Annotated in this window: 19 protein-coding genes; 8 read left to right on the top strand and 11 right to left on the bottom strand. The window is 72.1% G+C overall.

The window, feature by feature from the left end:
• Window positions 1-118 precede the first annotated feature (118 nt).
• The 4 genes from aroA (at window position 119) to ACFY8U_RS18955 (ending at window position 4,664) form a co-directional block, all read left to right on the top strand.
• The gene (gene aroA / locus ACFY8U_RS18970) at window positions 119-1,429 is read left to right on the top strand and encodes a 3-phosphoshikimate 1-carboxyvinyltransferase (RefSeq protein WP_389571482.1); all 1,311 of its coding nucleotides are present in this window, start codon (window positions 119-121) and stop codon (window positions 1,427-1,429) included.
• Entirely contained in the window at window positions 1,426-2,610 is a 1,185-nt protein-coding gene (gene aroC / locus ACFY8U_RS18965; protein ID WP_389571480.1) for a chorismate synthase, read from the top strand. The genes aroA and aroC overlap by 4 nt, the downstream gene beginning before the upstream one ends.
• On the top strand, window positions 2,607-3,125 hold the full coding sequence (locus ACFY8U_RS18960; RefSeq protein ID WP_389571478.1) for a shikimate kinase: 519 nt from the start codon (window positions 2,607-2,609) through the stop codon (window positions 3,123-3,125). The genes aroC and ACFY8U_RS18960 overlap by 4 nt, the downstream gene beginning before the upstream one ends.
• Window positions 3,126-3,371: 246 nt before the next feature.
• Entirely contained in the window at window positions 3,372-4,664 is a 1,293-nt protein-coding gene (locus ACFY8U_RS18955) for an IS701 family transposase (RefSeq protein ID WP_389571475.1), read from the top strand.
• Here ACFY8U_RS18955 and ACFY8U_RS18950 read toward each other — a convergent pair.
• The 8 genes from ACFY8U_RS18950 to ACFY8U_RS18915 all read right to left on the bottom strand — a co-directional run bounded on the left by ACFY8U_RS18950 (window position 4,613) and on the right by ACFY8U_RS18915 (window position 12,297).
• Window positions 4,613-6,634 carry a helix-turn-helix domain-containing protein gene (locus tag ACFY8U_RS18950; protein ID WP_389571473.1) on the bottom strand — a complete coding sequence of 674 codons (2,022 nt, stop codon included), beginning with the start codon at window positions 6,632-6,634 and terminating at the stop codon, window positions 4,613-4,615. The two genes, ACFY8U_RS18955 and ACFY8U_RS18950, sit on opposite strands and share 52 nt — an antisense overlap.
• A gap of 77 nt (window positions 6,635-6,711) precedes the next feature.
• Window positions 6,712-7,482: a BTAD domain-containing putative transcriptional regulator gene (locus ACFY8U_RS18945; RefSeq protein WP_389571470.1), complete on the bottom strand. Its 771-nt coding sequence runs from the start codon at window positions 7,480-7,482 to the stop codon at window positions 6,712-6,714.
• A gap of 207 nt (window positions 7,483-7,689) precedes the next feature.
• Window positions 7,690-8,862, bottom strand: a complete 1,173-nt coding sequence (locus ACFY8U_RS18940) for a lactate 2-monooxygenase (protein ID WP_389572086.1) — start codon at window positions 8,860-8,862, stop codon at window positions 7,690-7,692.
• Between the two features lie 61 nt (window positions 8,863-8,923).
• A complete protein-coding gene (gene crcB, locus ACFY8U_RS18935; RefSeq protein WP_389571467.1) occupies window positions 8,924-9,277 on the bottom strand; it encodes a fluoride efflux transporter CrcB in 354 nt (117 codons plus the stop codon).
• Window positions 9,274-9,621, bottom strand: coding sequence for a DUF190 domain-containing protein (locus ACFY8U_RS18930; RefSeq protein ID WP_383177331.1), 348 nt, complete (start codon window positions 9,619-9,621; stop codon window positions 9,274-9,276). The genes crcB and ACFY8U_RS18930 overlap by 4 nt, the downstream gene beginning before the upstream one ends.
• The gene (locus ACFY8U_RS18925) at window positions 9,618-10,028 is read right to left on the bottom strand and encodes a CrcB family protein (RefSeq protein ID WP_389571463.1); all 411 of its coding nucleotides are present in this window, start codon (window positions 10,026-10,028) and stop codon (window positions 9,618-9,620) included. The genes ACFY8U_RS18930 and ACFY8U_RS18925 overlap by 4 nt, the downstream gene beginning before the upstream one ends.
• 188 nt (window positions 10,029-10,216) lie before the next feature.
• Complete coding sequence (locus ACFY8U_RS18920) at window positions 10,217-10,684, bottom strand: DUF1772 domain-containing protein (protein WP_389571461.1); 468 nt, start codon at window positions 10,682-10,684, stop codon at window positions 10,217-10,219.
• Window positions 10,685-10,731: 47 nt separating this feature from the next.
• Complete coding sequence (locus ACFY8U_RS18915) at window positions 10,732-12,297, bottom strand: von Willebrand factor type A domain-containing protein (RefSeq protein WP_389571458.1); 1,566 nt, start codon at window positions 12,295-12,297, stop codon at window positions 10,732-10,734.
• Between the two features lie 216 nt (window positions 12,298-12,513).
• Here ACFY8U_RS18915 and ACFY8U_RS18910 point away from each other — a divergent pair, with 216 nt between their 5' ends.
• A complete protein-coding gene (locus tag ACFY8U_RS18910; RefSeq protein WP_389571455.1) occupies window positions 12,514-13,227 on the top strand; it encodes a DNA-binding response regulator in 714 nt (237 codons plus the stop codon).
• Between the two features lie 39 nt (window positions 13,228-13,266).
• On the opposite strand, the gene ACFY8U_RS18905 is transcribed toward ACFY8U_RS18910, so the two are convergent.
• Together ACFY8U_RS18905 and ACFY8U_RS18900 are read right to left on the bottom strand one after the other, a co-directional pair.
• A complete protein-coding gene (locus ACFY8U_RS18905; protein ID WP_361606227.1) occupies window positions 13,267-14,172 on the bottom strand; it encodes an ABC transporter permease in 906 nt (301 codons plus the stop codon).
• Window positions 14,169-16,916 carry an alpha/beta fold hydrolase gene (locus ACFY8U_RS18900; RefSeq protein WP_389571452.1) on the bottom strand — a complete coding sequence of 916 codons (2,748 nt, stop codon included), beginning with the start codon at window positions 16,914-16,916 and terminating at the stop codon, window positions 14,169-14,171. The genes ACFY8U_RS18905 and ACFY8U_RS18900 overlap by 4 nt, the downstream gene beginning before the upstream one ends.
• 133 nt (window positions 16,917-17,049) lie before the next feature.
• Between ACFY8U_RS18900 and ACFY8U_RS18895 the strand changes: the two genes are divergently transcribed.
• From ACFY8U_RS18895 to ACFY8U_RS18885, 3 genes are all read left to right on the top strand, one after another.
• Window positions 17,050-17,475 carry a GNAT family N-acetyltransferase gene (locus ACFY8U_RS18895; protein WP_389571450.1) on the top strand — a complete coding sequence of 142 codons (426 nt, stop codon included), beginning with the start codon at window positions 17,050-17,052 and terminating at the stop codon, window positions 17,473-17,475.
• A gap of 113 nt (window positions 17,476-17,588) precedes the next feature.
• Window positions 17,589-18,767, top strand: a complete 1,179-nt coding sequence (locus ACFY8U_RS18890; RefSeq protein ID WP_389571447.1) for a S8 family peptidase — start codon at window positions 17,589-17,591, stop codon at window positions 18,765-18,767.
• Between the two features lie 357 nt (window positions 18,768-19,124).
• A complete protein-coding gene (locus ACFY8U_RS18885; RefSeq protein WP_389571444.1) occupies window positions 19,125-21,626 on the top strand; it encodes a hypothetical protein in 2,502 nt (833 codons plus the stop codon).
• Between the two features lie 67 nt (window positions 21,627-21,693).
• Here ACFY8U_RS18885 and mmsA read toward each other — a convergent pair whose 3' ends face one another.
• A complete protein-coding gene (mmsA, locus tag ACFY8U_RS18880) occupies window positions 21,694-23,205 on the bottom strand; it encodes a CoA-acylating methylmalonate-semialdehyde dehydrogenase (RefSeq protein ID WP_389571441.1) in 1,512 nt (503 codons plus the stop codon).
• Window positions 23,206-23,211: the final 6 nt, after the last annotated feature.

Here is a 23,211-nt window from a genome sequence, read left to right as displayed (position 1 = left end):
GGGCGGCCTTTCGCTCCTCGGCCGCACAGGGCGAGACGGCCGTCAGGACGCCCCGGGGTGTGCGGCGATCTCTCCCGGACCGCCGCACACGCGGCGGCCGTACTCGCAAAGGACAGCCATGACCATCGCCGTACCGGCGACCCCCGCCCTGCACGCCCGGATACCCGGGTCGAAGTCGCTCACCAACAGGGCGCTGCTGCTCGCGGCCGCCGCCGACTCGGCGAGCGCCCTCGGCGCCCCGCTGGTGAGCGACGACACCACTGCCTTCCGTGAGGCTCTCAGCGGCCTCGGCGTCCGTATCGACTCCCCCGACGACGGCAGCGTCTGGAACGTGACCGGCCTGGGCCGCGGCCCGGTCGGCACGGGGACCGCCTGGTGCGCCGACGCCGGCACGGCGGCCCGCTTCCTGCCGCCCTTCGCCGCCACGGGCCACGGCGACTTCGCCTTCGAGGGCTCCGACCAGCTCACCGCCCGTCCCGTGGCCCCCCTCGCCGACGCGCTGCGGCGGCTGGGAGCCGACGTCACCACGGCCCCCGGCGGGCGGCTCCCGCTGCGGGTGCGCGCGCAGGGGCTCGACGGCGGCGCGCTGACCGTGGACTCCACGCTCAGCAGCCAGTTCCTGACCGGGCTGCTCATGGCGGGCCCGCTGATGCGCCGGCCGCTGGCGCTGACCGTGCCGGAGCTCGTCAGCCGGCCGTACATCGACATGACCATCGCCCTGATGCGGCGCTTCGGCGCCGAGGTCGAGGAGGCCACCCCGGGCGAGTTCACCGTCCGGCCGACGGGCTACCGGGGTGCCGATCTGCCGATCGAACCCGACGCCTCCACGGCCTCGTACGTCTTCGCCGCCGCGGCGATCACCGGAACGAGCGTGCGCGTGCCCGGTCTCGGCCGCGGCAGCCTCCAGGGCGACCTGCGCTTCACCGAGGTCCTCGCCCGCACCGGCGCCCGGGTCGAGACCACCGACGACGCGACCACCGTGACCGGCACCGGCGAGTTCAGGGGCGGGTTCACGGTCGACATGGGCGAGATCTCGGACACCTTCATGACGCTCGCCGCGATCGCGCCTCTGGCCGACGCTCCGATCACCGTCACCGGCATCGGGCACGCGCGGCTGAAGGAGTCGGACCGGATCGCCGCCGTCGAGGGCAACCTGCGCGCGCTGGGCGTCCGGACCGAGACCGGCCGCGACTGGATGACGGTCCATCCCGGTGCCCCCGCGCCGACGCGGATCGTCTGCCACCGCGACCACCGCATCGCGATGGCGTTCTCCGTCCTCGGCCTGCGCGCCGAGGGGATCACGCTCGACGACCCCGGCTGCGTCGCGAAGACCTTCCCGGGGTTCCACGAGGAGCTGCACCGGCTCTTCCCCCGCCACTCCGTACCGACGGGCCGGCACGTCCCGGCCGCAGAAGGGATCCGAGGATGAGCAGGTTGCGCTGGCTGACAGCCGGAGAGTCGCACGGTCCCGCGCTGGTCGCGACGCTGGAGGGTCTTCCCGCCGGTGTCCCGGTCACGACGGAGCTGGTGGCGGACCACCTCGCGCGGCGGCGTCTCGGCTATGGGCGCGGTGCGCGGATGAAGTTCGAGCAGGACGAGATCACGTTCCTCGGTGGGGTCCGGCACGGTCTTTCGCTGGGCTCTCCGATCGCCGTCATGGTGGGCAACACGGAGTGGCCGAAGTGGGAGAAGGTCATGTCGGCGGACCCCGTCGACCCCGCCGAGCTGAAGGAGACCGGCCGCAACGCGCCGCTGACCCGGCCGCGCCCGGGTCACGCCGACCTCGCCGGCATGCAGAAGTACGGGTTCGACGAGGCCCGGCCGATCCTGGAGCGCGCCAGCGCCCGTGAGACCGCCGCCCGAGTCGCCCTCGGCGCCGTCGCCCGCTCCTTCCTCAAGGAGGCCGCGGGCATCGAGATCGTCTCGCACGTGGTGGAGCTGGCCGCGGCCAAGGCTCCGTACGGCGTGTACCCGACCCCCGCCGACGTCGAGAAGCTCGACGCCGACCCGGTCCGCTGCCTGGACGCGGACGCGTCGAAGGCGATGGTCGCGGAGATCGACCAGGCCCACAAGGACGGCGACACCCTGGGCGGCGTGGTCGAGGTCCTCGCCTACGGCGTCCCGGTCGGGCTCGGTTCGCACGTGCACTGGGACCGGCGGCTGGATGCCCGGCTCGCTGCCGCGCTCATGGGCATCCAGGCGATCAAGGGTGTCGAGGTCGGTGACGGCTTCGAGCTGGCGCGGGTGCCGGGCTCGCAGGCCCACGACGAGATCGTGCGCACCGAGGACGGCATCAAGCGCACTTCCGGCCGCTCCGGCGGTACGGAAGGCGGCCTGACCACCGGTGAGCTGCTGCGCGTCCGCGCCGCGATGAAGCCGATCGCGACCGTTCCGCGCGCGCTCGCCACGATCGACGTGGCGACGGGCGAGGCCGCTCAGGCCCACCACCAGCGCTCCGACGTCTGCGCCGTCCCGGCTGCCGGGATCGTCGCCGAGGCCATGGTCGCGCTCGTCCTCGCGGACGCGGTGGTCGAGAAGTTCGGCGGCGACAGCGTCCCGGAGACCCGCCGGAACGTCCAGTCGTACCTCGACAACCTCCAGATCCGGTGACCGCACCTGTGATCGTCCTGGTCGGGCCCATGGGCTCCGGCAAGTCGACCGTGGGCGCGCTGCTCGCCGAGAGGCTCGATGTGCCCTACCGGGACACCGACGCGGACATCGTCGCCGCCCAGGGCCGTGAGATCGCGGACATCTTCATCGAAGACGGCGAGGAGCACTTCCGGGTGCTGGAGAAGGCCGCTGTCGCCACCGCGCTCGCCGAGCACGACGGTGTGCTGTCCCTCGGCGGCGGCGCGGTACTGGACGCCGGCACCCGGAGCCTGCTGGCTGCGCACACAGTGGTGGTCCATCTGACGACGGGTGTCGAGGAGGCCGTCGCCCGCACGGGGCCGGTCCCCATCGCGCGGCCGCTGCTCATGGGCGATCCACGCGAGCGCTGGCAGGAGTTGGCGGAGGCCCGCGCCCCTCTGTACGCCGAAGTCGCGCGGGCGGTCGTGGCCACCGACGGCCGCACACCCGACGAGGTCGCGGACGCGGTCCTCGCTGCCCTGGAGTTGCGGCGATGATGGCTGATTCCGCTCCTCGACCGGTGTGTGACCGCGCACCCGTCGCGCCCGCGTGGTGGTCCGGCCACACCCCGCCGGCGCGCTGTCGGCCGTCGCGTCCGCCGGCTCGCCGGATGGCCGGATCACCTGTGGTCCAGCACGCATGAGCGACAGCAGGTGGGTGTCGTGGACACCTCGTGCGCGGCACCCTCGCGGAGCGATCGTGGGAGGGCAACAGAGCAGGCCATCCCCCATGGTTGGAGTGTCGTGAACACAGCTGTCATCAGGCGACGAGACCAGGTCCGACCGCTGACGGTGCCTCGCCGGAACCGGCGCTGCGCCGACCCGGCCGTGTCCGACGACGCCGTCTCCGAACTGTGCGCCGCGCTGTTCTCCTCGTTCCCCAGGAAGGACCAGCGGCAGCGCGGAGAGCAGTACCTGCGCGGGCTGCTCACCACCGAGGGACGCAAGACCGCGCGCAACATCGCGGCCCATCTGGGCGCGCCCGCCACGGAGCAGACGCTGCACCACTTCATCGCCGACTCCACCTGGAACTGGCAGCCGTTGCGCGCCGCGCTCGCCGCTCATCTGGAGCGGAAGACTCCCGTCCAGGCCTGGGTGGTACGCCAGATGGCGATACCGAAGACCGGTGAGCACTCGGTCGGTGTGGACCGGGGGTTCGCGCCGCATCTGCGCCAGACCTTCCGCGGTCAGCAGGCCTTCGGTGTGTGGCTCGCCTCCCAGGAGCTGAGCGTGCCCGTCGACTGGCGTCTGGTCCTGCCCGATCAGTGGGTCCACGACCACGCGCTGCGCGACCGGGCGGGTGTTCCGAAGGAGGCGGGGGCCGAGAGCCCGGAGGAGTGCGCCGTCGCGGTCGCCCTGGAGGCCGCGCGCCGCTGGGGACCGCGGAGACCGGTGCTGATCGATCTGCGGGACGGCGATGTGTCGGCGGCGGTGGCCCCGCTCGCCGCCGCGGGTGTCCCCTTCCTCCTCCGCGTCAGCGGCACCCAGCGGCTGTCCGTCGCGGACCGCGCCATGCCCGGCTTCCGGGGCGGCCCGCTGCCGGCCCAGCGGATCCTCCAGCTGGTCAAGGGGGTCCGCCGGCCGGTGCCGTGGCAGGACACGGCGGCCGGTCTCACCCCGCGCACGTCGCTCGCCGCGATGGTCCCGGTGGCGCTGTCGGATCCCTCCTCCGGCGGGACGCGCGGACTGTCCCTGCTCGGTGAGTGGACCGACCCGTCCCGTCCGCCGTCCGCGCTGTGGCTGACGGGCATGACGCAGCCGGGCCCCGGTCCGCTGTTGCGCCTCACCAAGCTCACTCGTCGCGTGGACATGGACTTCGCGCGCGTCGGCGAGGAGACCGGGCTACGGGACTACGTGGGCCGGTCCTTCCGCGGCTGGCACCGGCACATGACGCTGGCCTCCGCCGCACACGCGGCCGTCGTGCTGTCCGGCGGCGGATACGACAGCGATTACGACGGCGGCTCCGGGGGCGGGTACGGCGGAGGCTACGACGGTGAGTCGGAGAGGGGGCACCCGGCCGAACTCGCCTCCGCCTGAACACCTCTGGCGTCCACGGCGCCCGTGGCGCCCATGGCGTCCGTGGCCGCCGGGCGCTGCCGGCGCAGGACCTCGCGGGAGCGGTGCAGCCGCAGTGCCAGCTGCACCTCGAGCGTTCTGCCCGGCTGCTGCCACGCGTCGCCGAGGAGGTCGGTGACCCGGTCGAGCCGTCGTGACACCGTGTTGGGGTGGACGTTCAGCACCTCGGCCGCGCTGGCCTGGCTGCAGCCGGAGGCGAAGTACGACTCCAGGGTGCCGGTCAGGTCGGTGAGCCGGTCGCGGTCGTAGTCGAGGACCGGGCCGATCGCGCTCTGGATGTAGCCGTCCACGTCGTGGTCGTCGGAGAGCAGCAGGCCGAGGAAGCCGAGGTCCTTCGCCGAGGCCGTGCCGCCCGCGCCGTCGAGCGCGGTCAGCGCGTCCAGGCAGCGCATGGCCTCCTTGTGCATCCGGCCGATGTCGGCGGCGCCCCGGCCAGGTCCGGCCGCACCCACCGACACGGGGTGGCCGAGCAGCGGTGACAGCTGGCCGGCGACGGCGCGGGCCGCGGCCGAGGCGTCCGTCCCCGGCAGAAGCAGCACGATGTTGCCGCTGTGGACGGTCTTGAGCCCGGTCATCCGGTGCGCGTAGGAGGAGGCCCACACCACGGCTCTGCCCTGCTCTCCGCCCTCGGGATGGGCGACGAGCAGCACGTGGGGTGCCTCCAGGTCGATCCCGAGGCGGCACGCACGCTGCGCGAGGTAGTGGTTCTGGTGCCCGCTGCGGGTGCCGGCCGCGAGGAGTTCGTCGAACAGGTCGTCGCGTACGGGCCCTTCGGCGACGGCCGTGCTGCGCCGCAGGAGGAGCTGGATCGCGAAGGTCTGCGCGGTCAGCTGGAGCAGGCCCTCGTCCTCGCCCACCAGCGCCGTGGTCGGGCGCAGCACCAGCACGCCCAGGTCCTCCGCGCCCGCGGTGACCGGGGCGACCCAGGTGCCCTGGGCGGTGACGACGGGCCGCAGATGGGCGTGCGCGTCCAGGGCCGCCTCCGCCACGGCCGACTCGTCCAGGTCGCCGAGGTCGCCGCTGGCGGCGAGCGGCCGCCCTGCCGGGTCGCGCAGCTGCAGCGCCGAGTCCAGCGCGTCGCCGGCCGCCTTCGCCACGGTGGTGAGGTCGGCACCGGCGAGCAGCAGACCGAGGGTGTGGCTGTGCGCCTCGTTGAGCTGTTGCAGCCTGACCAGGCTCGTACGGGTGCGGAAGCCGTCCAGTTCCAGCCGGCCGACCTCGCCCCTGGCCTGCTCGAAGCTGCCGGCCCGCTCGATGGCGACGGCGGCGAGTGCCGCCAGCGAGCAGACCAGACCTATCTCGTCCGGGCTGAAGTGGCGTACGGAGCGCGCCGCGCCGTAGAGCACGCCGACGATCTCGTCGCCGTTGCACATCGGCACGGCCATCATGGCGTGCAGCCCCTCGGCCCGTACGACCTCGTCGGCGCCCTCGTCGTGGGCGAGCGTGTCGTCGTCGAGGTAGTCGGCCGTCCACAGCGGTGCTCTGGCCGCCAGGGTCGGGTGGCCCAGGCCGTAGGGGGGCTGGATCGTGTGGCCGGTGACGAGGGCGGTGGTCGAGCCGTCGGAGACGTACACCCGGAGGTGGCCCTCGGGTTCCAGGAGGGCGATGGACGTCATGTCGAAGTTGAGGAGCCGCTTGACCCTGCGGGTGACGACCTGGAGCAGGGACTCGACGTCATGGGGGGACGTCAGGTCCCGCGCGGTGTCGACCAGGTCGGCCAGGCCGTCCTCGCGTTGACGACGCTGCCCCTGCCAGGCCTGTACGCCACGGGCCAGATGCACGGCGCGCTCCAGACGGGCCAGCTCCGGATCCGTGGCGCCCTCGCGCCTGGCCCGCTGCAGCACTTCGTCGAACCGGCCCGACGGCGCCTGTTCGGCGAGGAGTTCGAGGACGGCCATCAGGCCGGTGTCATGGCTGCGTGATTCCGTCATGATGTGGGAGCCCCCCAGCCCGTCGTGCGCGTTTCGCCCGTTATCGGTCCGAAACTAGTTCGACGGTGATCTTCCGGTCAACTGGCGACGGGGAGGCGGTGACGGGCGGGAGGCGAGTGGCGCGCCGCGTGCAGGACGGTCCCGACGCGGACCGCCGCGGCCGCCGCCAGGTACGGCCGCACACGCTCGTGGTCGGCGCCGCGTTCGAGCTCCGTCACCATCGCCTCGTACCGGGACGGCGAGTTGCGGAACCGGGAGAGGAAGACGGACAGACCGGTGTAGAGCTCGTGCCGCCTGCCGAGCCTGCGCTGCGCCTCGACCCACTGGTCGAGGGCCCGCAGCCGCGACTGTTCGAGGCGGGCGATGTGGGCCCGCAGATGGGGGCCGGTGACCACTCCGGTGTACGCGTCGGCCGTCCACAACTCCAGTGCCTGGCCGAGCCGTTCGGCCGCCGTCTCGTAGTCCTCCAGCTCCATGGCCCGGTAGCCCGCGCCGGCCGAGCGCTGGAAGAGGCGGAGGTCCGAGGTGCCGCCTCCGGTGCCGAGCCGGTAGCCGCCGGACAGCGTGACGAGGACGTCGCGCGCGGTCCGGCGTCCGGACGCGGTGGGTGCGCCCACCGCCTCCTCCCGGCGGAGGCCCAGCGCGGCGCCGATCAGCTCGCGCAGCCGCCGGACGTGGGTCTCGATCATCTCCCCCGCGTGGTGCGGCGGGCCTTCCGGCCAGAGTTCCTGCGTCACGACGGCCGTCGGCACGATGTGGTCGGCATGGGCCGCGAGCAGCGCGAGCAGCTGACGGGCCGGTGCCTCGGCGGGAACGATGGGCGTCCCGCTCTCCTGGACAGTGAGCAAGCCCAGCACCTTCAGATCCATAGCGCCCCCTCCATGGTTCATGTCCTGCCGACCATAAGATAATAATGACCACTTCTTTTTTAGGGAAGGAAAATCTTGACGCCGAGAAAGCACTCGGCGAACAGGAGTGGTCACGAACGAGCAGGGGTTCCCTCGCGGCCCGAGGGTGCTGCGGCGGGGGGCGCCGCCCCCCGCGCGCGCCGCGTCTCAGGCGCCGTGCCTACCGGCCTCCGACAGGTCGGCCCGGGTCAGGGTGCCGGGGGTCGCGTGGCCAGACAGGGCCAGGGTGAGGTCGAGTTCGGCGAGGAGACAGCGGATCACATGGTCCACGCCCGGCTCGCCGTCGAGCGCGAGACCGTACGCGTAGGGACGGCCGACGAGCACACCGGAAGCGCCCAGCGCCAGGGCCTTGGCGATGTCGGCGCCGGTGCGCACTCCGCTGTCGAAGAGGACCGTCAGCCGGTCGGCGACCGCGTCCGCCACGGCCGGCAGGGCGTCGGCGGCGGCGATCGCCCCGGCGACCTGGCGGCCTCCGTGGTTGGAGACGACGACGCCGTCCATGCCCGCATCGGCCGCCGCTCGGGCGTCGTCCGGGTGCAGGACGCCCTTGAGGACGATCGGGCCGTCCCAGTTCTCCCGAAGGAACGCCAGGTCCGGCCAGGTCTTGCCGGGGTCGGAGAACATCGACACGAAGTGCATGACGGCCGCGTTCGGGTCCTCCTCGACCGGCTTGGCCAGACCCGCCCGGAACGCCGGGTCGGAGAAGTAGTTGGCGGTCCCCACCCCGTGCAGGAACGGCAGGTACGCCTGGTCGAGATCGCGCGGACGCCAGGAGAGCAGCGGGGTGTCGAGGGTGACGACGAGGGCCGTGTAGCCCGCCGCCCGGGCCCTGCGCAGGAAGGAACGGGCGACCTCGACGTCCTTCGGCCAGTACAGCTGGAACCACCGCTCCCCCTCCCCCATCGCCTCCGCGACCTGCTCCATCGGCGTGCTGGAGGCGGAGGAGAGGATGTACGGGATGCCCCGCGCCGCCGCCGCGCGGGCCGCCGCCGGCTCGGCGCCGGGGTGCAGGATCGACAGCACGCCGACAGGGGCCAGGGCGACGGGGGCGGGCAGCCGGCGGCCGAACAGCTCGACGGACAGGTCCCGTTCACGCACGTCACGGAGCATGCGCGGGACGATCCGGTGGCGTTCGAGGGCCGCCCTGTTGGCATCCGCGGTCGAGCCGTCGCCCGCGCTGCCGGCGACATAGCCGACCGGGCCGGGGCCGAGCCGGGCGGCGGCCAGCTCCTCCAGGCGCGTCAGATCGGTGGGGAGCCGGGGAACGGCTCCGCTCAGCCCGTTCAGATAGATCTCGTACTGGAAGTCCGCCCAGCTCATGTGCGGGTACCGCCCCTCGGAGGTCGTCGTGGGGAGCACCTTGCCACCGGAGTACGGCACCTCACCAGGCCCCTGCGGCCTCCACTCCCAGCCAGACGGCTCCGAGTCCGGCCGCCAGACTCCCCGCCACGTTCGCCGCCGCGTACCCCGTGGCCCCGCTCTCGTACAGCTTCAACGTCTCGTACGAGAACGTGGAGTACGTCGTCAGCGCCCCGCACAGGCCCGTGCCGAGCAGCAGATGGGCCTGGGCGGAGGAGACGCCGGTGAGCAGGCCGAGGACGAAGGAGCCGGCGACGTTGACGGTGAACGTGCCCCAGGGGAAGACGGAGTCGTGGCGCGCCTGCACGGCCCGGTCGGTGAGGTACCGCAGGGGCGCGCCGACGACCGCGCCCGCGACGACGAACAGCCAGTTCACTCCTGCTCCTCCCGGCCCACGTACCGGATCACCTCGCAGTCGTCGAGGATCACCAGACCCTCCGTCACCAGTGTGTCGAGCTGTGGCAGGAACTCCCGGACCCGGTCCTCGGTGTCCACGATCACGATGGCTACGGGCAGGTCCTCACTCAGCGAGAGCAGGCGCGTGGTGTGGACGCGCGAGGAGGCTCCGAAGCCCTCGATCCCGCGGAAGACGGAGGCGCCGGCGAGCCCCGCCTCGTGGGCGCGATGCACGATCTCGGCGTACAGCGGCCGGTGGTGCCAGGTGTCGCTCTCGCCGACGAGGATCGTCACGCGCAGGGCCCTGCCTACCAGTCTGGTCATCGTGTTCTCCTCGCCAGAGCGCCACGGGTCGCGAAGGTCGCGGCCCCCACGGCGACCATCGCGGCCACCACCGTCGCTCCCATGTATGCCACGCCCCGGGCCGCGTCCCCCGCGCTCAGCAGCCGCTGCGTGTCGAGGGCGTACGTGGAGAAGGTGGTGAAGCCGCCGAGGACGCCGGTACCGAGGAAAGGGCGGGCGAGCCGGTGGGGCGGGGTGCCGACCTCGATGACCAGGACCATCAGGACGCCGATGGCCGCGCAGCCGGACGCGTTCACGGCGAGCGTGGTCCAGGGGAACGCGCCGGCCGGGGTGGGCCACGCGAGCGAAGCTCCGTAGCGGGCCGCCGCCCCGACGGCCCCGCCGGCGACCACGGCCCCGACGATCGGCAGCTCTCTGCGGAAGTCCATGAAGGTCAGGCTATGCGGACCGCGGCGCGGCTCCCGGCCTGAGCGCACGGACCGAGCGAGGCGGACGGGCGCGGCGCCCCGGCCTGGGGCATTAACCGGAAGCCGGCCCGCCGCCTCGTCCTGAGATGGTCGGGCCGAGCCCCTCTCCGGTCAAAACCCGGCCGCGGAGTGTGTCAGATCCGATCGGTTCAGTTCAGGGCGGCCGCGATCAGCAGCCCGAACGCGGCGAGGATCAGCACCGTCCGGATCAGATGGAAGCTGTTCCAGCGCTTCTCGAAGGCCGCCCGGACGGCGGACGCGGGCTCGCCCGTGCGCTCCGAGGCGGCCAGCGCGTTGTTGAGCGGGATGTTGCCCGCGACGGTGACCAGGTGGTTCAGGGCCGCGCAGACAAGACCGGCCAGGACCAGCCACTTCCGGGTGTCGTCGCTGTCGTCGACCGGCACGAGGAACGCGGCCAGCGGGAAGGCGACGACACCCAGGAAGACGAGGAGGAACACCGCTTTGGGCACGTACTCGTTGATCCGCCGCATGGCGTCGACGAACGTGGCGTCCTCGAGCCGCGCCAGAGCAGGCATGATCCCGGTCAGGAAGATCAGCATGAACCCGGCGTAGAGGCCGGTGGCGGCGACGGCGAGGGCGAGCAGCGTGGTGGCCATGGGGCCATCATGGCCGGATCCCTCGCCCTCGCGCAGCCACTTGTGGATCAGCCGCTGTACGGATCACCCGATTCCCCGCCGGCCTCCCGGCCGAGCAGCCTGTCCGCCTGCCGGATCGCCTCGGTCAGCTCCCGCACCACCTTCGAACCCGACCGGTCGGCGATCGCACCCGAGCGCTCCGCGAGCACCGAGAGCCGCGGCGCGCCCGGCAGCTCGCCACCCCGCAGGCGGTCGGCGAAGTAGGCGGTGACAGCCGTCAGTTGCAGGCTGTCGTGGCCCGGCGCCCAGAGCGATCCCGTGAGCGCGCTCGTGGAGACGCTCCCGGAGTTCTCGTGCGGTGCGCGGCTCTTCGGGTCGAGCCAGCGGACGGTGGCCGTGGCCAGTTGCCCCGTGCGGCCGGGCCGGGTCTTGACGGCGTACAGCGCGGTGACGGTGTGGCCAGCGCCGACCTCGCCGCCGTCGACCCGGTCGTTGCGGAAGTCCTCGTCGGCGACCTCCCGGTTCTCGTAGCCGATCAGCCGGAACCGCTCGACGGTCTTCGGGTCGAAGGCGACCTGCGCCTTGGCGTCACGGGCCCGCAGCTCGATGTTGGTGGGCAGCTGGTCCACGAAGACCTTGCGGGCCTGCTCGGTCGTGGAGACGTACGTGGTGTGGCCGTCGCCCTTGTCGGCGAGCTGCTCCATGAACGCGTCGCCGTACTCGCTGCCGACACCGACCCCGAAGAGGGTGATGCCGTAGTCCCTGCGTTCCTCGTCGATCCGGTTCAGGATCGACTGCGCCTCGGTGTCACCGGTGTTGGCGAGCGCGTCGGAGAGCAGCACGACGCGGTTGGTGGCGCCCTTGCGGTGGCCCTCGACGGCGACGTCGTACCCGGTGCGCACCCCGGCCTCCACATTGGTGGAGGCGGTGGTCGCCAGCTCGTCGACGATGCCGTGGATGCGTTCGCGCTGCCCCTTGACCCTGGTCATGGGGAGCCGGGTCTCGGCCGTGTCGCTGAAGGTGACCAGGGCGACGGAGTCGTCGTCGCGGAGCTCGTCGGTGAGGATGCCGAGGGCCTCCTTGACCAGGTCGAGGCGGCCGGTCTCGGCCATCGAACCGGAGATGTCGACGACGAAGGTGAGGGCGGCGGGCGGGCGTTCGCCCTGGCGCTCCGCGGCCGCGGTGGCGAGCCCGACCCGGACGAGCGACCAGCCCTCGTCGTCGGTCCTGGCACCGTCGAGGGTGACGCTGAACCCGTCGCCGTCGGGCCGCGGATAGTCCGGGCGGAAGCTGTTGACGAACTCCTCCGGCCGTACGGACTCCGGGGCGGGCAGCCTGCCCTCGGCGAGGGTGCGGCGGGCGTAGCCGTACGACGCGGTGTCCACGTCCAGGGCGAAGGTGGAGAGGTAGTCGGCGGCCGGGCGGGGGGACCGCTGCTCGCCCTCGGCGGCGTCCTCCCGGCCCGGGGCGCTCCCGTCCGGCCGTGGCGCCTCGAATCCGGGCGCGTCCGGCGCGTGAACGCCGCCGCCCCGGTCCGATGCCTGCTCGCCGTTCTCGCCGCCTGCGCAGCCCGTCAGGACCAGGCCTGCGGCCAGGATCCCGGCCGCCAGCCGCACACGGTGTCGTCGCTTCACGTCATCTCCCCCTCGGTGTCCGTCACTTGTGAATGTGACGTCCGGGAGGGCCGGAAGGAGCAGACGAAGGAGTTGCGGATGGATCTCGATGCGGCAACGGCGAACGGATCGGGCGCGCGTGGCATGGACTCGCCATCCTTCTCAACAGGGGTTGTCACCGTGTGCAGTCGCATGCGTACATGGAGTGGCACACCGATGGGGCGGGGGTGGTCAGCGGTGGCAGAGACTGCGGGCTCCGTGATGCTCGCGCGATCGGCGATGAACAGAGCGGTGACCGAGGCCCAGCGGCCTCCGGGCCGCCCCGTCCGCGGGACGAGACGGATCAGCGCGGCGCTGGCCGGGCTGGCCGCCTCGACCCGGCACGAGCTGCTGACCTTCGACGACCCGGCCGCGTCCGCGGGCCGTGCGATCCCCGAGCCGTTCCTGGAGTTGGCGGGAGCGTGCATGCGGGCCGCGGCGGAGCGGGCCCCGGAGGTCAGACGGATCGTGCCGCGCCATGCCCTCCCCCAGGTGGCGGGCGCGGTCCGGATGCCGGGCAGCGCCCGGCTCACGGACGCGATCCCGTTCAAGATGATCGTCGTCGACCGCACGGTCGCGGCGGTCCCGCTCGATCTGGAGCTGCTGTACAACGGGGTGCTGCTGATCCGCGACCCGGTCGTCGTGCAGGCCCTGGTCCGCGCCCACCATGCCAGTTGGGACGCGGGCGAGGAGCTGACCCGGGCGACGGACGGATCGCGCGGCGAGCTGCCTCCCCAGCTCCGCCCGGTCCTCGAAGCACTCCTCGCCGGGCTCACGGACGAGACGGCCGCCGCCCGCCTCGGCATGTCGGGCCGCACATACAGCCGGCGGGTCGGCGAGCTGATGCACGCCCTGGGCACGACGAGCCGCTTCCGCGCGGGCGCGGAAGCGGCTCGAAGGGGGTGGCTGTGACCTGGTGTCCGACCTGGTGCGGACCGGCCTGCCGCGGGTCTACGAAACGATGTCCTTCCGCGCGAAGCCCCGGAAGGCGAGGGCGAAGAGGATCAGCGCGTACGTCACCGAGATCGCCGTGCCCTTCAGCATCCCGCCCCACTCCAGCTGGGGCTGGAGCGCGTCCACCCACGCGTACTGCCAGTGCGCGGGCACGAAGTCGCGCCAGGAGCCGAGCGCCGTGACGGCGTCCAGGACGTTGCCGATGATCGTCAGGCCGACCGCGCCTCCGACGGCGCCCAGCGGCGCGTCGGTCTTCGTGGACAGCCAGAACGCGAGCCCGGCGGTGACCAGTTGGGAGACGAGGATGAAGGCGACGGCCAGACCGAGCCGGGGCAGGGTCTCGGCGGCGGGCAGAGCGCCGCCGGTGGGGAGCTTCAGCGGCCCCCAGCCGTAGGCGAACGTGCCCGCGACGAGCGCGACCGCGGGCAGCAGCACCATCGCCGCCGCGCTGAACCCGAGCGCCACGGCCAGCTTGGACCACAGCAGCCGGGCCCGGGGCACGGGCGCGGCCAGCAGATAGCGCAGCGAGGACCAGCTCGCCTCGGAGGCGACGGTGTCCCCGCAGAACAGGGCGACCGCCACCACGAGGAGGAAGCCGGCCGAGACGAAGAGACAGGTCGCGGCGAAGTTCGCCGCCGACGCCGTCGCCGTGTCCATCAGCGTGATGCGGCCGTTGCCGCCGCCGTCCTGGTCCCCGCCGATCGCGAAGGCGACGATCAGGATGAACGGCAGCGCGGCGAGCACCGCGCCCATGACCAGCGTGCGGCGCCGCTTCAGCTGGCGTACGGCCTCGACGCGCAGCGGCAGGGTGCGCCGTGCCCGGTAGCCGGGGGCGGTCTCCACGAGCTCCTCCGCTCCCCCGCCCGTGCTCGCGCTCGGGCTGGTGCTGGTGCTGGTGCTCATGCGGAGCCACCTCCGATCAGGGTCAGGAACGCGTCCTCGAGGCGCCGGTGCGGTCCCACACCGGTCAGGGGCACGTCCAGGCGGACGAGTTCGCCGATCAGGGCGGTCGCGTCGGCTCCGTCGAGACGGACCAGGAGCCCGCCCTCGGTCCTCACCGCCGAGCCGATCCCGGGCAGCGCGCCGATCTTGTCGACGAGCGGGTCGGGGACGGTGTCCCCGAGGGTCACGAGCAGGGTGTCCCCGGCGCCGGTGATCTCGCCCACCGGCCCTGCCTGCACGAGCTGCCCGCGGTCCATCACCACGAGATGGGTGCAGGACTGCTCGACCTCCGAGAGGAGGTGGCTGGAGACGATGACGGTCCGGCCCTGCGCCGCGTACCGGATCATCACGTCCCGCATCTCGCGGATCTGTGGCGGGTCGAGTCCGTTGGTCGGCTCGTCGAGGATCAGCAGGTCCGGCAGGCCGAGCATGGCCTGGGCGATCGCGAGCCGCTGCCGCATGCCCTGCGAGTACGTCCGTACGGCGCGGGCGAGGGCGTCGCCGAGGCCGGCGATCTCCAGGGCCTCCTCGATGTGCGCGTCCTCGGCGGGGCGGCCGGTGGCCTTCCAGTACAGCTCCAGGTTGTCCCGTCCGGAGAGGTGCGGCAGGAAGCCCGCGCCCTCCACGAAGGCACCGACCCGGGACAGGACCGGTGCGCCCGGGCGGATGGCCTGCCCGAAGACCCGGATCTCCCCGTCGTCGGGGGTGATCAGGCCCATGAGCATCCGCAGGGTGGTGGTCTTCCCGGCGCCGTTGGGCCCGAGCAGCCCGAGGACCTGCCCCTGCTCGACGCGGAAGGAGAGATCCCGTACGGCATACCGGTCGGAGGACTTGGCGTACTTCTTCGACAGGCCCGTGATCTGCAGCGGTACGACGGCGAGTTCGGGGTCGGGGGCAGGTGCCGCGGTCCGGCGCCGGGAGGTCAGCAGCAGCGCGGCGGCGATCAGGGCGCCGGCGAGCGGCAGGCCCCACACCCACCACGGCATCGCGGCCGCCTGGGTGTCCACGGCGGGCGCCGTCGGCACGGTCAGCGGGGACTCGACGGCCACGGTGTAGGCGGCCGGTGTCGCCGGGGAGGCGTAACCGAGGTCGGTGGCGGAGAGCACGAGCCGCAGCCGGTGACCGGCGTCGATCTCGTGGTCGATCGCCGGCAGCGTCAGATCGACGCTCCGGCCCTTCGCGGCGCCTTCGACCCGGACGGGGGCGACGAGCTGGGCGGGCAGCACCTGCTGCCGTCCGTCCGGCCCGACGTCGTAGACCTTGGCGAAGAGGACGGCCGAGCCGTCCGGGCTGTCCGAGGTGACCTTGACGCGGACGGTCGGTGTGCCCGTGACCCGTACCGGCTCGGTCTGCGGCTTCGCGTCGAACCGGGCGTACTGACCGGGGAAGTCGAGCGAGAGGCCGACACCAAGCGAGGAGAGCTGGGAGAGCCCGCCGCCGACGCCGGGGACGGCCGAGATGGCGGGCGGGGTAGCTCCGGCGGGGTTGGCGAAGGTCTGCGGCCGGGCGGCGCCGAGCGGCACGGACAGCGGGTCGCCCGAGAGCCCCGGGTAGCGGTCGGAGGTCGCCCCGCGCAGCTGTGCCTGCCCGTCGGTGGAGTCGACTCCCCCGGCGCGGCTGACGCGGAACGCGGGACCGGTGTCGGCGCCCTTGTCCTGCTTGAGGTAGCGGTCGAACCAGTCGCCGATCCGGGCCTCGACCCGGTCGGTCTCGCGGTCGCCGCCGTCGTGGCCGCCCGCGATCCAGTCGACGGCGACGGGCGCGCCGTTGGCGGCGATCGTCTTCGCCATGGCGTCGGCGTGCGTGAGCGGGAAGAGGGAGTCGCTCTGCCCCTGGACGATCAGGGCGGGGACCTTGATCCGGTCGCCGACGGCGGAGGGGCTGCGGGCTTCGAGGAGCGTACGGGCGGCGGCGTCGGGCTTCCCGGAGACGGCCACGCTCTCGTACATCGCGCACAGCTCGGCGGTGAAGCGCCCGCACCCGGGGGCGGCGCGAGGCCCGTCGGCGGCGCGGGACCCGGCGGCGGCCGGGCGACCACCCGGCTGAGTGCCCGTGTCGGCACCCGTGTCCGGACCCGTGTCGGCACCCGCCCCGGCGCCGGGCGTCGCGCCCGTCGAGAAGAAGATTCCGGCCCAGAGCTTCTTGAAGACGCCGTCCGGGAAGAGCGCGTCGGCGAGGTTCCAGTACGTGATCTGGGGGGCGATCGCGTCGACGCGGGTGTCGTGACCGGCGGCGAGCAGCGAGACCGCCCCGCCGTAGGAGGCACCGGTGACACCGACGCGCGGGTCACCGGCCTTGTCGAGCTGGACCTCGGGGCGCCCGGCGAGCCAGTCGACGAGCCGCCGGACGTCCTTGACCTCGTGGTCGGGGTCGTTGAGTCCGATCTCTCCCGTCGAGGCGCCGAAGCCGCGCGCCGACCAGGTCAGGACGGCGTAGCCGTCGCGGGCGAGCTTCTCGGCCTGGGCGCGGACGTCGTCCTTGGAGCCGCCGAAGCCGTGGCCGAGCAGGACGGCAGGCCTGCGGTCGGCGGCGGGTCCCGAGGTGAAGTACGAGGTGTCGATCCGCGCCCCGGGCATGTCCAGCACCTGGTCCGCGCGGTGCACGGGTGGCGGTTCGTCGGAGGCGACGGCGGTCCAGGTACCGGCGCCCGCGAGCACGGCGAGGGCGGCGGTGACCGCGGCCCACCGGGGAAGTCGGAATGGCATGCTGCCGAGCCTAGGCGGCCGACCTGTGCGACTCGGCTGTCCAGGGGCGGAAATCGGCGGCCTCCTGGAGTCGTACGCCGTACCGTCCCGTACACCAGGCGCGGTACGCGCGGTGCGAGGCGAGGGGGCGCGGATGGAGATCAGGCGGGCGACGACGGTGGCCGAACTGCTCGCGGCGGGGCATCTCTACGACGGCCCGCCGAGGGAGCGGTGGGCGGAGGCGTTCCTCGCCGCCGCGGGCCATCTGATGCTGATCGCGTACGCGGAGGACGGTTTCCCCGCGGGGCTGGTGTCGGGGATCGAGATGCTCCACCCGGACAAGGGGGTGGAGATGTGTCTGTACGAGCTGTCCGTGGACGACGGGTACCGGCGACGGGGTGTGGGGCGGGCGCTGACGGAGGCGCTGGTGGCCGAGGCCCGCGAACGCGGCTGTTACGACGTGTGGGTGGGAGTGGATCCGGACAACGAGGCCGCGTTGCGGACGTACCGGTCGGCGGGGGCGCGGGACGAGGGCGGGTTCGCGATGCTGACCTGGGAGTTCGAGGTGAAGGACCGGTGAGGGGAGCCGACAGCCTCTTGTACGACACATGACAGGACGAGACTCTGTGGCGCACCACGCACACCCGTACTTGCCGGTAACCCGGTCAACGAAAGGTTCAGGTGCCCCACCACATGACCCGAATACCCCGCCGCGCCGTGGCGATCGTCCCCGTCCTCGCGCTCGCCGCCGGCCTGCAGCTCGCCGCCTCCCCCACGGCACAGAGCGCTACGGTCGGCGACCTCCGCCTCGCCCCGGCCTCGCTCGCCGTCGACAACAGCTGGATCGTCGTCCTCAAGGACGGCTCGACCCGCGCCGCCGATCTGGGCGTGACACCGAAGCACCAGTACCGCTCGGTCCTGAAGGGCTTCTCCGCCTCCATGTCCCAGGCCAGGGCCGCGGCCCTGGCCTCCGACCCCCGCGTGGCGTACGTCGAGCAGAACGCGACCGTACGGATGGCCGACACACAGCCCGGCGCCACATGGGGCCTGGACCGGATCGACCAGCGTGATCTGCCGCTGTCGACGACGTACAGGTACGACACGACCGCGTCGAACGTCACCGCCTACATCATCGACACCGGGATCCGCACCTCGCACAGCGAGTTCGGCGGCCGGGCGACCGTGGGTACGGACACCGTCGGCGGCGGCCAGAACGGACAGGACTGCCAGGGCCACGGCACGCACGTCGCGGGCACGGTCGGCGGCGCGAAGTACGGCGTCGCCAAGGGCGCGAAGCTGGTGGCCGTACGCGTCCTGGACTGCAACGGCTCCGGTACGACGGCCGGCGTCATCGCGGGCGTCGACTGGGTCACGGCCAACGCGGTCAAGCCGGCGGTCGCCAACATGAGCCTGGGCGGGGGCGCGAACACGTCCCTGGACGACGCGGTGAAGCGCTCGATCGCCTCGGGCGTCACGTACGCGGTCGCCGCCGGCAACGGCAACTTCCTCGGTCTGCCGGCCCGGGCCTGCAACTACTCCCCGGCCCGCGTCACCGAGGCGATCACCGTCGGCGCGACCGACTCCGCCGACAAGCGGGCGTCCTTCTCCAACTACGGCACGTGCGTGGACCTGTTCGCGCCGGGCGTCTCCATCACCTCGGCGTGGAAGGACGGCGACACGGCGACGAACACCATCTCGGGCACGTCGATGGCGACCCCGCACACGGCGGGCGCGGCCGCGCTCTACCTCTCGGCCAACCCGACGGCCACCCCGGCCCAGGTGAGCACCGCACTGGTGAACAACGCCACCGACGGCAAGGTGGGCAACCCGCTGTCGGGCTCCCCCAACAAGCTGCTGCACTCGATCTTCTAGGCGGCTGCCCGACCAGATGCCCGAGGAGCCCCGCATCCCCCGGACGCGGCCGCTCCTCGGGCATCCGCGCACGCGTTTCGCCGGCCGCATCCGCCGCTCTGATCGACTTGCTCGTGCCGGAATGCGTAGAAGACTGGGAGGTGACGACCAGGACCAGGACCACCAGAGGTCGATATGTCCTCTCGATCCGAGCGGCACTCCCCGATCGATTCGTCATCGTTGCCGGTACCCCATGTGAAGCGTGCGGGGGCTTTGGCGATTCTCTCCGTCGTTCTTCTCATCGTCGCTGTCAGCGGCGTGGGTTGGGTGTCCCCGGCCTGGCAGGCTTCGGAGAGCTGGCCCGTCTGGCTCCAGGCCGTGTCCGAGGGTTTCATGCGGTTCTTCGACGGCGCCGCGCGGATCGTGACGGGCGGCAAGGACGGAGCCGGACTGAGTCTCCGTCTGTTGTGCTTGCTGCTGCTGATTCTCTCCTTCGTGGCCCTGCGCCGGTGGATGCTCCAGCGCAACGCGTTCAAGCCAGGTCCGGTGGACGTGCAGCAACTCGTCTCCTCGACCGCGGACGGCGAACCGTGCCTGGAGGGTCTGACCGCCCAGTTGCGCAAGCAGCTGTCGGAGACGAACCTCTACCCCCCGTCCGCGCTCCCCGCCGAGTCCCCGGCGGAGCACTTCCTCGATCTGCTCGGCGACATCGACCTCGAGCCGAAGAAGCTGGGGACGAGCATCCTGCGCCTGTTCAGCCGCCTCCGGCCGAAGGTCGCCTACACGGTGCGCGGAGTCCTGCGCGTGCGGGCGCAGGAGCCCAAGTGCGGCGTCACCGTCACCGTCACTTCCTATGCGTTGAGGGGCAGCCGCACGGACACGTGCTGGCGGCCGACGTGGGAGGAAGCGGTGCAGGCCGCGGGGTACTGGGTGATGGCAGCACTGGTGCCGGTCACCCAGGCGAGCAGGAGGGCGCCCTGGCAGGAATGGCACGGCCGGAATCTCCAGCCCGAGCTGTTCGCCGCCTACCAGGAGGCGAGGGAGCTGAGCCAGGACCGGATGTTCGACGATGCCCTCGACCGCTACTACGCGGCACTACGGCTCGATCCCACCAACATTCACCTGCGTACCCAGATCGCCGGGACACAGGAGAAGCTGTGGCTGCATCTCGACGCACTCGAGACGTACCACGGAGCGATCCTCCTGGACGGGCAGAGCAGGGAGGAGCGGAGCGCCCGCCTCGGCAGGGGCCTCTGGAATCCACGTCGATCCCTCTGCAAGCGTTACCGATGGTGGCGCAACGGCCTGCTCGAAGCACGGTTCCGCTATGCCGTCGTCCTCGGTATGTCCGAACGTACCGCTCACCAGTGGTGCAGGCCGACCGTGGATCCCGCCGACTACCGCAAGTGCCCACGGCGCGCCCACACCCGGAAGGAGATTCGCAGGTCGCTGGCCCCCGCACTCGTCGAGAGGTACTGGCGGACGGTCATATATCTCACGCCGCCCGGAACGGACGCGCCCATCTACGACGAGACGACAGCACGAGCCTGGCTCGAGCGCGAGCTCGGGGAGGAGCGTCTCGACCCGAAGACGGTCAGCCTGATATTCCAGCTCGCCTGCGAGGAGGAGATGTACCAACTCGCCTGCGACTACCCCATCCTCCGATTCCTCAGGCAGCCCAGCAGCCGCCGGAGCAGAGGACTCACATGGACCTCCCTCCGCCTCAATCGAGACGTGTGGGCTCGCCTGCGTCTGGCACGGGCCGTGGATCAGACCGCACGACACAAGGTCAAGGGAGTGCGCAACGACATCCCTTGGCCGGTGACGGCGGACGAACTCACGAAGCGGGTGGAGCAGGCGCGAGGCTGGTGGATCTGGCGGCGGACGACGGAGATGCTCAGGACCTGGCGGCTGTGGCCGCCTCGGCCCTGGCAGGACAGGTACAACGCGGCGTGCATCTACGCGGTGGCGATGAGCGGCCAGAAGGACGAGCGGATAAGGGACGGCCTCGCCGCGAAGGCCGTGGACGAACTCGAGGCCGCGGCGAGAGCGGACCTGAACAGCTTCCATCCCCTCATGCGCTCCTGGCTGCTCACGGAGGATCCGGATCTCGAATGGCTGCGCCCGAGCGACCGGTTCATCCGCTTCGAACGCGAGACGTATCCCCATGACGCCCCCGACCGCGACCGGCCCAAGCGTCCGCTGTGGGCCGAGATGATGGCGTACGACCAGCAACTGCTGGGAGGCACCGCCCATGTCATGGAACACACGTGGCGTCTGCGCGGAAAGCTCCTCCCCGCCGAGTCGCACCTGATCGCCCAGTGGTTCATCACGGAGAAGTCGGTCTGGCACTGCGTCCATCGTGTGGCAGCCAATCAGGGCCGGGACTGGCGTGACCGGGCCAAGCTCCTGCAGACCGTCCGGGCGCTCGCCGACTCGACACTGCTGGCCAGGCACGGCCTTCCGTCCCAGCTGCCCGAACTGGACGACCTCCTGGACGAAGCCACGTGGTTCGAGATCGGGACGGCCAAGGAGAGTCTTCAGGGATTCGAGCGGGCCGTCGAGGAACGGCTGAAGGTTCTGAGCCGGGCGATCGGCGGGCCGTCCAACTCGCTGTCACCCATCCGCCGAAGCGATCAGTGGATCGAGGCGGTCAAGCACAGCGGGACGTTCCCCAACTTCGTGATGCAGGCCGCGGTCCAGCAGGCGTGTGCGGACTACGAGGCCACCTGGCGGGCGCTGCGTGACCAGCTCGATCCCGACGACCATGAGCTGGCCTTCGCCAGAGCTCTGCACGGGCTCCATGAACCGGATGGCGTGTGGCGGCTGCTCGCCACGGTCAGGACCAGGGTGCCGGCCGGCTTCCGTCACACGGGCTGAACCCCGCCGGCCACGCGAGCTGACCCCCGTCGGCCGGAGCCGACAGGGGTCAACAGCACAGGACGGGTCAGTGGTTGCGCGGGAAGCCCAGGTCCACGCCGGCCGGGGCGTCGGAGGGGTCCGGCCAGCGGGTGGTGACGACCTTGCCGCGGGTGTAGAAGTGGACGCCGTCGTTGCCGTAGATGTGGTGGTCGCCGAAGAGCGAGTCCTTCCAGCCGCCGAAGGAGTGGTAGCCCACCGGCACGGGGATCGGCACGTTCACGCCGACCATGCCCGCCTCGATCTCCAGCTGGAAGCGGCGCGCCGCGCCGCCGTCGCGGGTGAAGATCGCGGTGCCGTTGCCGAACGGCGACGCGTTGATGAGGGCGACGCCCTCCTCGTACGTCTCGGTGCGCAGCACGCACAGCACCGGGCCGAAGATCTCGTCCTGGTACGCCTTCGCGGTCGTCGGCACGTGGTCCAGGAGCGACAGGCCGATCCAGTGGCCGTCCTCGAAGCCGTCCACCGTGTAGCCCGTGCCGTCGAGGACGACCTCGCAGCCCTCGTCCGCAGCGCCCTTCACGTACGAGGCGACCTTGTCGCGGTGGACCGCCGTGATCAGCGGGCCCATCTCCGAGGTCGGGTCGTTGCCGGGGCCGATCTTGATCTTCTCGGCGCGCTCGCGGATCTTCTCCACGAGCTCGTCGCCGATCGCGCCGACCGCGACGACCGCCGAGATCGCCATGCAGCGCTCACCGGCCGAGCCGTACGCCGCCGAGACCGCGGCGTCGGCCGCCGCGTCCAGGTCCGCGTCCGGCAGCACCAGCATGTGGTTCTTCGCCCCGCCGAGCGCCTGGACGCGCTTGCCCGCCGCGGAGGCGGTGGTGTGGATGTACCGGGCGATCGGCGTCGAGCCGACGAAGGAGATCGCCGAGACGTCCGGGTGTTCCAGGAGCCGGTCGACGGCGACCTTGTCGCCGTGCACGACGTTGAAGACACCGTCGGGCAGGCCCGCCTCGGCGAGCAGCTCGGCGATCTTCAGCGACGGCGAGGGGTCCTTCTCGCTCGGCTTGAGGATGAAGGTGTTGCCGCACGCGATGGCGAGCGGGAACATCCACATCGGGACCATCGCCGGGAAGTTGAACGGCGTGATGCCGGCCACCACACCCACGGGCTGGCGGATCGCGGCCACGTCCACCCGGTTCGAGACCTGGGTGGACAGCTCGCCCTTGAGCTGCGTGGTGATGCCGCAGGCCAGGTCCACGATCTCCAGACCGCGGGCGACCTCGCCCAGCGCGTCGGAGTGCACCTTGCCGTGCTCGGCGGTGATCAGCTCGGCGATCGCGTCCCGGTTGGCGTCGAGCAGCGCGCGGAACTTGAAGAGGATCGTGGTGCGCTGTGCGAGCGACGCCGTGCCCCAGGTCTCGAACGCGGTCCTGGCGGCGGCCACGGCCGCGTCGACCTCGTCGACCGACGCGAGCGCCACCTTCGTGGTCACGGCGCCCGTGGCCGGGTCGGTGACCGGGCCCCAGTTGCCCGACGTGCCCTCGACGGTCTTGCCACCGATCCAGTGGTTGACGGTCTTCTCGGTGTTCGTCATGCCGGA

Origin of the sequence: Streptomyces sp. NPDC012508 (assembly GCF_042902595.1) — a bacterium.
Taxonomy (GTDB): domain Bacteria; phylum Actinomycetota; class Actinomycetes; order Streptomycetales; family Streptomycetaceae; genus Streptomyces.
The sequence above is the reverse complement of the archived record's forward strand: the minus strand, read 5'-3'. Positions and strand labels throughout refer to the sequence as shown.